Below are 9,930 nucleotides of genomic sequence, written 5' to 3' on the forward strand. Positions count from 1 at the left end.
CGAAGTGCGATACCTGCGCGCAGGAACTGATATGTCAGTCGTGGGTGAACCCACGGCGCGGTCCGGCCCGCGCCGCCTCCTACGCGCCTGGCCGCTTGAACTGGGTGCCGACGAACATGTCCCACATGCGGGCCGTCATGAGCCGGCGCTGCCCGACGAGCAGATGGGCGGAGGGGGTGACCCGGACGCGGATCGGGGCCTTGCGGGCGGTGATCGCCTTCTCGATCGCCTTGGCCACGTCGTCGGGATCCCCGCCGAGCTTGGCGAGCGGGCCCTTCTCGTAGACCTCCTTGGTGGCCGCGGCGACGCTGGCGTTGAACTCCGCGTACGGGCCGTCCTCGGCGGAGATCTCGTTGCCGGCGGTTGACGCGAACTCGGTGCGGATCAGTCCCGGCTGGATGATCGAGACGCCGACGCCGAAGCCGGCGACCTCGAAGCGCAGCGCGTCGCTGAGCGCCTCGACCGCGTACTTCGTCGCGTGGTAGACGCCGCCGCCCGGGAAGGTGAAGTTCGCGCCCATCGAGCTGATGTTCACGATCCGGCCCGAGCCCTGGCCGCGCATGCCCGGCAGCACGAGCTGGCTCATCCGCACGAGCCCGAAGACGTTGGTCTCGAACTGCCTGCGCAGCGCATCGGGTGTCACGGTCTCGACCGCCCCGGACTGCGAGTACCCGGCGTTGTTGACCAGCGCCCCCACGGCGCCGTGCTGCTCGACCACGTGATCGACCGCCGCCCGCATCGATCCCTCGTCGGTGACGTCGAGCGAGAGCGTGCGGCAGCCGGCGTCACGGAGGTCGGCGATGGTCTCCTCGCGACGGGCGGTCGCGTAGACCGGACGCCCGGTGGCCGCCAGGCGTACCGCGGTGGCCCGTCCGATGCCCGTGGAGCACCCGGTGATGAGGATCGCCTGCGAGGTGGTGGTCATGGCGCACAAACTAGACAGAACTTGCAGAACTTGTCAAGTTCGTTCATCCTTGTCCGCATGGCGTCGCGAACGAGTGCACGGGCCGTGGCCACCAGCGCCGCGCTGCTTCAGGCGGCGATGGAGGAGTTCTCCGTGCACGGCTTCCGGCGGTCGTCCATGGAGAGCGTGGCCCGGCGAGCCGGCGTCTCCCGGGCGACGCTCTACACGCACTGGAAGGGCAAGGAGGAGCTGTTCCGTGCCCTCGTCAGGGGACTGCACGAGGACCACCTGGCGGCGATGGGGGCCGCGGCGTCCGAGCACGCCTCCGGGTCGCTCGAAGACCGCCTCGTCGCCGTGTTCGAGGCGCGGTTCGGTCAGTGGGTGGCGCTGACCGCGGTGTCGCCGCACGCGGCCGAGTTGTACGACCTGCACAGCAGGCTGTGCGGGGACATCGCGCGGGACTCGCAGGAGCGCTCCGAGCGGCTCCTGGCCGGTCTGCTGCGGGACGCGGTCCGCCGCGGCGAGGCCGACCTCGCCGCCAGCGGTCTGAGCGCTCCGAAGGCCGCGGCGGCGCTGTTCGACTGCGCACACGGCGCAAAGGGGGAGGACCCGTCGTCCACCACGCCCGCCGAGTTCAGCGAGCGCCTGGGCCGCATCGTGCGGCTGGTCGTCAGCGGTCTGCGGACGTGAACGGATCCCGGCGGGGTCTCACGCGGGGTCGGGCGCGGGCTGCGGCGGCCCCTCGACCGAGAGCCGCGGCAGTCGCCGCTCCAGGCCCGCGGGCATCCACCAGCTCCACCGGCCGAACGTGAACATCAGGGCGGGCACGAGGACCAGCCGGATGATGAACGCGTCGACGAAGACCGCGCTCGCGAGGCCGAGGCCGAACAGCTTGATGGTCCGGTCGTCGCCCAGCATGAACGCACCGAAGACGCTGACCATGATGATGGCGGCGGCCATGATGACCTTGCCGGTCAGCGCCAGGCCGTTGCGCACGGCCCGCGCCGGATCGCCGCCCTTCTCCCATTCCTCGTGCATCCGCGTGACGAGGAACACCTCGTAGTCCATCGACAGCCCGAACACGATCGCGAAGACGAAGACCGGGAAGAACGCCTCGATCGGGCCGGTGGTCTCGACGCCGAGCAGCGAGGCGAGGTGGCCGTCCTGGAACACGAAGGTGATGACGCCGAGGGCGGCGCCGATGCTGAGGACGTTCATCACCGCCGCCTTCGCGGGGATGAGCAGGGACCGGAAGACGACCGCCAGGAGGAGCAGCGACAACCCCACCACGACCAGGACGAACAGCGGCAGCTTGCCGGCGAGGACGTCGTTGAGGTCGGCGGTGGTCGCCGTCCCCCCGCCGACGCTGGCCGTGATCCCCGTGGCCCGCTCGACGGGCGGGATCGTCCCCGATCGCAGGCGCTCGAGCAGGTCCTGGGTGGCTGCGTCCTGGGGCTTGGACGTGGGGAACACCGTCATGGTCGCGGTGTCCGCGTCCGCGTTCAGCGTCGGCGGGGTGACGGCGGCGACGCCAGTCGTGGAGGCGAGCGCGGCGTTGAGCTCGTCGAGGCCGGCCTCGTCACCGCCGGCCGGCAGCTCGGTGACGACCAGGAACGGGCCGTTGAATCCCGGGCCGAAGCCCTCCGACAGCTGGTCGTAGGCGAGGCGGGTGGTCGAGCCGGGCGCGTCGGTGCCCGAGTCGCTGGACCCGAGTTGCATCCCGAGGGCGGGGAAGGCGATCACCGCGATCAGGGCGACCGTGGCGACGGCCAGGAGGCGGGGTCGCCGCTCGACGATCCGTGCCCACTTCGCCCAGGCACCCGGGTTCGCGTCCGGGTCGCCCGTGCCCTTCCCGAGCTTGACCCTGTGGCCGAACAGGCCCAGCAGGGCCGGGAGCAGGGTGAGCGATCCCACCATCGTGAGGAACACGGCGAGGGCGGAGGCGAGCGCAGGCCCGTTGAGGAACGAGATGCCCAGCAGCAGCATCCCGATCAGCGCGATGACGACGGTGGTGCCCGCGAACAGGACCGACCGTCCGGCGGTGTTCAGCGCGTTGACGGTCGCGTCGCGGACCTCGTTGCCGCGCCGGCGTTCGCCGCGGAAGCGGTTGAGGATCAACAGGGCGTAGTCGATGCCGACGCCGAGCGCGATCATGACCGCGAGGGTCGGGGCGAAGCTCGCGATGTCGAACATGGACGAGGCGACGAGCACGAGGGCGATCGCCACGCCGATCGAGGCGAAGGCGACGATGAGCGGCATCGTCATGGCCGCCACCGAACCGAGCACGACGATGAGGACGACGATCGCGACGCCCACGCCGATGATCTCGGTCGCCGACTGCTCGGGCTGCTGGGCGAACTTGATCGCGTAGCCCCCGAGGTTGACCTGGAGGCCGTCGCGGTCGGCGGCTCGGGCGACCGCGATGACCCGCTCCACGTCCTCGCGCTTCAGGTCACTCGCCTGCTCGTCGAAGACGATGGTGGCGAACCCGATCCGTCCGTCGCGGCTCACGGATCCTGCGCTCGCGAACGGGTCCTGCACCGAGGCGACGCTCGGCAGCGTCGCGAGCTCCCGGACGAGAGCCTGGATGTCGGGCTTGTGGGCGGCGTCGGCGAGCGTGCCGGTGTCGGCCTTGAAGACGACCTGGCTCGCGTCGCCGGCCTGCTGCGGGAACCGCTGCTCGAGCAGGTCGACGGCCTTCTGCGACTCGCTGCTCGGCAGGGAGAAGTTGTCGACGAAGCCGCCGCCGGCGAGGCCCGCGAGGGCACCGGTGCCGACGATCACGGTGAGCCAGACGGCGATGACGGTCCGGTGGCGGTCGTGGCACCACTGTGCGAGACGCTGCATGGCGACGAGAATAACGCACTGACTGCAAAAATGCGCGGAGAGTCAAAATGCACACTCTGTGACAATTGGTACGCTGGGCGCATGGGACTGCGGGAGCGCAAGAAGGAGAAGACAGCGCGGGCGATCGAGGAGGCCGCGGTCCGCCTGTTCGCCGAGCGGGGGTACGACGCCACCACCATCGCCGACATCGCCGAGGCGGCCGAGATCGCCCCCCGGACCTTCTTCAGCTACTTCCCGTCGAAGGAGAGCGTGCTGTTCTCCGACTTCGACGCGAAGTTCCGGAGCCTCGCCGACCGTCTCGCCGCACGCGGGGACGCGGACGTCCTGGACGCCGTCCGCGCGTGGATCACCGAGATGCTCGATGCCGAGGGCGTCCCCGACCAGCTCATGATCGCCCGCCATCAGGTCATCGACGACAACGAGGAGCTGCTCGCCTTCGAGCGGCAGCTGACGACCCGCTTCGAAGGCGTGATCGCCGAGGCGGTCGCCGTCGAGACCGGTCTCGAGCCGCAGGACCTGCATCCCCGGCTGATCGCCGCCGCGACCGCCGCCGGGCTCGGCGTGCTCCGGCCCGCGCCCGGCACCCCCGAGCCGGCCGGGCTCGCCGAGGCGCTGGAGCCGCTCGACGACGTCCTCGCGTTCCTGCGCGCGGGCGTCCTGGCGCTCGACCGGCGGCGGCAGGACCCCTCTCGGACCTGACGCTGGAGCCCTAACGGGTGTCGTGGCGCCCCGGAGCGGGTAACGTCGAGCTGCCATGACGCCCGGATCACGCTGCCCGACAAGGACGCCATGAGCGCCTGCGCCCGCCACAACGTGGTCACGCACGGGCGGCTGGAGGGGCGGCCCATGGTCCTCGCGCACGGGTTCGGCTGCGACCAGCACATGTGGCGGCACGTGTGGCCGGCGTTCGCCGACACCCATCGCATCGTGCTGTTCGACCACATGGGCTACGGCGGGTCGGACCTGTCGGCGTACGACCCCCAGCGCTACGACTCGTTGCGCGGCTACGCCGACGACGTCCTCGCGATCCTGGAGGAGCTCGACCTGCGTGACGTGGTCTTCGTCGGCCACTCCGTGAGCGCGATGATCGGGGCGCTCGCCGCGATCGAGGCGCCCGACCGGTTCGGACGTCTCGTCCTGATCGGTCCGTCCCCGCGGTACATCGACGACGACGACTACGTCGGCGGTTTCACGCGCGAGGACATCGACGGCCTGCTCGCGTCGCTCGAGAGCAACTACCTCGGCTGGTCCGGGACCATGGCGCCCGTGATCATGGGGAACCCCGACCGCCCCGAGCTGGGCGAGGAGCTCACCAACAGCTTCTGCCGGACGGACCCCGAGATCGCCGCGCGGTTCGCCCGCACCACGTTCCTCTCCGACAACCGCGCCGACCTCGCGCGCGTGACGACGCCCGCGCTCGTGCTGCAGTGCTCGCAGGACGTCATCGCCCCCGACACCGTCGGCCGGTACGTGCACGAGCACCTGCCGGAGAGCGAGCTCGTGCAGCTCACCGCCACGGGCCACTGCCCCAACCTCAGCGCGCCGGAGGAGACCGTCGGCGCGATGCGGTCCTACCTCGGCCTGTGAAGCGCGGGGACCGACTCGTCGAGTCGGCGGACGAGCTCTTCGAGCACGCGCCCTGCGGCTACCTCGCCGTCACGTCGGACGGCGTCGTCACCCGGGTCAACGAGACGTTCCTCGCCCTGACCGGGTACGGCCAGGAGGAGCTCGTGGAGCGGCGCCGTCTCCAGGAGCTGCTGGCCCCGGGCGCCCGCATCTTCTGGGAGACCCATCTCGCGCCCCTGCTGATGATGCAGGGGCAGGTCAACGAGATCGCCGTGGAGGTCCTTCGCGCCGACGGCTCACGGCTGCCGGCGTTCATGAGCTGCGTCCTGCGGCCCGCCCCCGACGGCACCCCGCAGGGCATCTTCGTGGTCCTGTTCCCGGCCGCGGATCGCCGGAGGTACGAGGACGAGCTCCTGGCCGCGCGGCGGCGTGAGCGGGAGACCGCCCGCACGTTGCAGCGCGGCATGCTCGTCAGCGAGCTTCCTCAGCCCGAGGGATTCGACCTCCACGTCACCTACCGGCCTGCCGTGAGCGGCCTCGAGGTCGGGGGCGACTGGTACGACGCGTTCTGGCTGGAGCCGGGGGAGACCCTCGGGCTCGTCGTCGGCGACGTGGTGGGACGTGGGGTCGACGCCGCGGTCACGATGGGACAGCTGCGCAGCGCGGTCCGCGCCTTCGCCTGGACGGGGCTGGGGCCGTCCGGGCTGCTCGAAGCGATGGACGGTTACGTGCGCCGCCACGGGGCGGGCACGATGACGACGCTCGTCTACGCGCAGCTCGACGTCCGCAGGAGCACGCTGCGGTACGCGGCGGCCGGGCATCCGCCGCCCGTCCTCGCGCGACCGGGCGAGGCCCCGACGCTGCTCTGGGGTGGTCGGTCGCTGCCGCTCGACGCGCATCCCGACCCGGGCCGCCCGCGGGACGAGGCTCACGCCGAGCTGCCGCCCGGGAGCGTGGTCCTGCTGTACACCGACGGGCTCGTCGAGCGACGCTCCGTGTCGCTGGACGTCGGGCTCGACCGGCTGGTCGACGGTCTCACCCGCCACCGCGGGGCGCCGCCGTCGCAGCTCGCCGGGGACCTCGTACGCGGGCTGCACGATCCCGAGCACTCCGACGACATCTGCCTGCTCGTCGCGAGCGCGCGGGCCAACGCGTCGTAGCGGCAACGGCGGCGGCCACCCGGCGGATACCCTCGGCTCGTGCCGGCCGCCGACCCCGCTTCCGCGCAGCGCATCATCCGGTCGCTGATCGCGTCGCGCGCCCGGATCCTCGCGACGGTGGCGGTGGTCGCGATCGCCACGGGGTTCGCCCTGCACGTCGCCGGTCACGAGGACGCCGGGACGCAGGTGTGGCGCGTCGCCGTGGCGCTGCTGGCGGCAGACCTCGCGGGAGAGGTCCTGCGCACGATCATCGTCGACCGGCACCTCGGGGTCGACACGATCGCGCTCGTCGCGATGGTCGGTGCGCTGGCGCTGGGGGAGGAGCTCGCCGGCGCCGTCGTGGGCCTGATGTTCTCCGGCGGCGCGGCGCTCGAGGCGGCGGCGTCCACGCGCGCCAGGCGTGAGCTGACCCAGCTGGTCGAACGCGCGCCGCACAGCGCCCAGCTGCGGGTGGGAGGCGAGCTGCGGGAGGTGCCCATCGACCAGGTCGCCGCCGGAGACATCGTCCTGGTCCGCACCGGTGAGGTGGTCCCCGTCGACGGCACCGTGGCGACCGACGAGGCGGTCGTCGACACGAGCACGCTGAGCGGCGAGCCGCTGCCGGTGACCCTCCGCAGCGGGATGGAGGTCATGAGCGGCACCGCGAACGCCGGGGCGCCCTTCGACGTCCGGGCCCACCGGCCCGCCGCCGACAGCGCCTACGCGGCCCTCGTCCGCCTGGTCGAGCAGGCCGAGGCCCAGCGGGCGCCCTTCATGCGGCTCGCCGACCGGTACGCCGGCATCTTCCTGCCGGTCACCCTGCTCGTCGCCGGTATCGCGTGGGCGCTCAGCGGCGACGCCGTGCGGGCCCTCGCGGTGGTGGTCGTCGCCACTCCGTGCCCGCTCATCCTCGCCGCCCCGATCGCGCTCGTCTCCGGGCTCTCGCGCGCAGCACGGCTCGGCGTCATCGTCAAGGGCGCCGGCGTGATCGAGACCCTCGGCGAGGCGCGGACGGTGCTGTTCGACAAGACCGGGACGCTGACGGTCGGCACACCCGACGTGCAGGAGATCGTCACGCTCGGCGACGTCTCCCGCCCGGAGGTCCTGCGCCTCGCGGCGTCGGTCGATCGCCTGTCGGCGCACCTGCTCGGCGAGTCCCTGGTGCGCGCCGCGCGTGAGGCCGACGTCGCGCTGTCGGCGCCCACGGACGTCCAGGAGGCGCCGGGCCAGGGCATCGCCGGGACCGTGGACGGGCGGCGCGTCGCCGTGGGCAGCCGAGCGTTCCTGCGCAGTGAGGGCTACGACGCCGACGCGGTGGCGGCCGCGTACCTGGCGACCGGCCACGGCTCGGGAGAGGCGCACATCCTGGTGGGGATCGACGGCGTCCCCGCCGGCGTGATCGTGCTGGCCGACGAGCTGCGGCCGGACGCCGACCGCATCGTGGAGCGGCTGCGGGCCGAGGGGATCCGTCACGTGGCGCTGGTCACCGGAGACCGTGCGTCCGTCGCCGAGCGCGTGGGGCGGCAGCTCGGCATCGATCGGGTCTACGCCGAGCAGTCGCCGCAGGACAAGCTCGCCGTCGTTCGCGCGCTGCGCGAGGACGCGGCGTGCCGGCCCGTGATCATGGTCGGCGACGGCGTCAACGACGCTCCGGCGCTGGCGATCGCGGACCTCGGGATCGCGATGGGCGCAGCCGGGGCCACCGTGTCCTCGGAGACCGCCGACGCCGTCGTGACCGTCGACCGCATCGACCGCGTCGCGGACGCGGTGCACGTCGGGCGCCGCGCGCTCTACATCGCGCGCCAGAGCGTGCTCGTGGGCATGGGACTGAGCATGATCGCGATGGGGTTCGCGGCCGCGGGCTACCTGCCGCCCGTGGCCGGAGCGCTGCTCCAGGAGGTCATCGACCTCTCCGTCATCCTCAACGCGCTGCGGGCCCTCCGCGGCTGAGCACCCTCAGAGCACAGCCGGTCCGGGCGCGCACGCGGCGACCGGCGAGAGCGTGACGAGGCCGGTCTCGTCGGTCAGGCCGTCCAGGACGGCGAGCCAGTCGCCGATCCGGGACGTGGTGTCGACGACCTCGACGACCGTGGGCACGCGCCGCCGCAGCTGCCACAGCACGTCGCCGTGCGGCACATGGTCGCCGTGGAACCCCCAGATCCCGCGCACCGCGGTGGCCCCCGGCGCCCCCGCACCACGAAGCGCGCGCACGAGCTCCCCCGCCAGCGGCCGGCCGGCGTGCTCCGCACGACCGCCGACGATCACGGTGAGCTTGGTCCAGTCGGCCTCGCCGGTGCGTGGCGGCGCGAGCGTCCTGCCGTCGCGCTTGACGATCGTGACCGGCTGGAGGGTGATCAGCGGGTCGTCGAGCAGCGCCCGCAGCTCGGGGAGCGCCGACGCGATCCGGGCGGCGTCGCCGACGGCGATCACCAGGACCGGGACCTCCGCGTTGCTGCCGCGCAGGCGCGCACGCTGCCGCCGACCACGGCGGATGCCGTCGACGCCGAGCAGGACGGTGGCGCCGTCGACCCCCCGCTCGTGCAGGAGGGCGACGACCGCCTCGTGCGCAGGGCGCGAGGACGCCCGGTCGCGGCGGCCCACGACGACACCGAGCTGCACGTCGCCCGTGACGGGGACCGCCGGGGCGCTCTGTGCCGCCCGGACGCGTTCGACGGTCACCAGTCCGTGGACGCCGAGGTTCGAGACGTCGCCGCGCAACCGGTCGATCCGGTCGGGTTCGGCGATCGCCAGCCACGCCAGCGGCAGGTCCTCGGAGAGGGTGAGGAGGCGGTCCGACCGCCGGTGTCGTCCCCGGCCGTACCCCTCGGAGCCACGCAGGGTGATCGCCGATCGCACCCCGTGGCGCAGCGCCGACTCGACGAGCGCGTCCGCGAGCGCGACCGTGCCCACGCGCTGGCGTTCCCCGGCGAGCACCGACAGGCGCGACAGGTCGTGGCTCACCACGCACCCCCGAGCTCGCGTCCCGCGTAGGCGACCAGGACGCCGAGGACCATGCTGGCCGCCAGGTTGACCGCCGCCGCTCGCGACCGGCCGTCCTCCGCCAGGCGATGGCTCTCGAAGGCGAGCGTGCTGAACGTGGTGAAGGCGCCCAGCAGACCCGTGCCGGCGAGGCGGTGCGCGTCGCCGTCCACCGCGGCCCCGACCAGGATGCCGAGGACGAACGCCCCGCTCAGGTTGACCGTCAGCGTGCCCCAGGGGAACGGGCCCGTCGTCCGGCGCGACACCGCGCCGTCCAGCAGGAAGCGGGCGACCGCTCCCAGCCCGCCCAGCAGGCCGACACCGACGAGGACCGCGAGGCTCATGCGGTCAGGTGGGCGCGCCGCACCAGGTTCGAGGCGAGCAGCACGGCGGCACAGCCGACACACACCGTGGCGAGCAGGTACGTCGCGGCCAGGCCGACGTGGCCCGCGTCCAGCAGCGTGAGCGCCTCGATCTGCATGGCCGAGAACGTCG

At 72.8% G+C, this 9,930-nt stretch carries 9 protein-coding genes; 5 read left to right on the plus strand and 4 right to left on the minus strand.

Features of this window, described 5'->3' with window-relative positions:
- Positions 1–79 precede the first annotated feature (79 nt).
- Positions 80–925 (minus strand): SDR family NAD(P)-dependent oxidoreductase, encoded by an 846-nt coding sequence (locus tag ABYE80_RS11720; RefSeq protein ID WP_372790462.1) that lies wholly within the window; start codon positions 923–925, stop codon positions 80–82.
- 57 nt (positions 926–982) lie between these two features.
- Here ABYE80_RS11720 and ABYE80_RS11725 point away from each other — a divergent pair, with 57 nt between their 5' ends.
- Positions 983–1,594 (plus strand): TetR/AcrR family transcriptional regulator, encoded by a 612-nt coding sequence (locus ABYE80_RS11725; RefSeq protein WP_372790463.1) that lies wholly within the window; start codon positions 983–985, stop codon positions 1,592–1,594.
- An 18-nt stretch (positions 1,595–1,612) separates the two neighbouring features.
- On the opposite strand, the gene ABYE80_RS11730 is transcribed toward ABYE80_RS11725, so the two are convergent.
- Positions 1,613–3,751, minus strand: coding sequence for an MMPL family transporter (locus ABYE80_RS11730; RefSeq protein ID WP_372790464.1), 2,139 nt, complete (start codon positions 3,749–3,751; stop codon positions 1,613–1,615).
- 81 nt (positions 3,752–3,832) lie between these two features.
- Between ABYE80_RS11730 and ABYE80_RS11735 the strand changes: the two genes are divergently transcribed.
- From ABYE80_RS11735 to ABYE80_RS11750, 4 genes are all read left to right on the plus strand, one after another.
- Entirely contained in the window at positions 3,833–4,450 is a 618-nt protein-coding gene (locus tag ABYE80_RS11735; RefSeq protein WP_372790465.1) for a TetR family transcriptional regulator, read from the plus strand.
- A 90-nt stretch (positions 4,451–4,540) separates the two neighbouring features.
- Positions 4,541–5,338, plus strand: coding sequence for an alpha/beta fold hydrolase (locus ABYE80_RS11740; RefSeq protein ID WP_372790466.1), 798 nt, complete (start codon positions 4,541–4,543; stop codon positions 5,336–5,338).
- Positions 5,335–6,477 (plus strand): SpoIIE family protein phosphatase, encoded by a 1,143-nt coding sequence (locus ABYE80_RS11745; RefSeq protein WP_372790467.1) that lies wholly within the window; start codon positions 5,335–5,337, stop codon positions 6,475–6,477. Before ABYE80_RS11740 ends, ABYE80_RS11745 begins: the two co-directional genes overlap by 4 nt.
- A gap of 39 nt (positions 6,478–6,516) precedes the next feature.
- Positions 6,517–8,406 carry a heavy metal translocating P-type ATPase gene (locus tag ABYE80_RS11750; RefSeq protein ID WP_372790468.1) on the plus strand — a complete coding sequence of 630 codons (1,890 nt, stop codon included), beginning with the start codon at positions 6,517–6,519 and terminating at the stop codon, positions 8,404–8,406.
- Between the two features lie 6 nt (positions 8,407–8,412).
- On the opposite strand, the gene ABYE80_RS11755 is transcribed toward ABYE80_RS11750, so the two are convergent.
- Together ABYE80_RS11755 and crcB are read right to left on the minus strand one after the other, a co-directional pair.
- Positions 8,413–9,420: a DUF190 domain-containing protein gene (locus ABYE80_RS11755; RefSeq protein ID WP_372790469.1), complete on the minus strand. Its 1,008-nt coding sequence runs from the start codon at positions 9,418–9,420 to the stop codon at positions 8,413–8,415.
- Entirely contained in the window at positions 9,414–9,779 is a 366-nt protein-coding gene (gene crcB, locus ABYE80_RS11760; protein WP_372790470.1) for a fluoride efflux transporter CrcB, read from the minus strand. The genes ABYE80_RS11755 and crcB overlap by 7 nt, the downstream gene beginning before the upstream one ends.
- Between the last annotated feature and the right edge of the window lie 151 nt (positions 9,780–9,930).

Source organism: Paraconexibacter sp. (genome assembly GCF_041602235.1).
In the GTDB taxonomy this organism is placed as follows: Bacteria; Actinomycetota; Thermoleophilia; order Solirubrobacterales; family Solirubrobacteraceae; genus Paraconexibacter.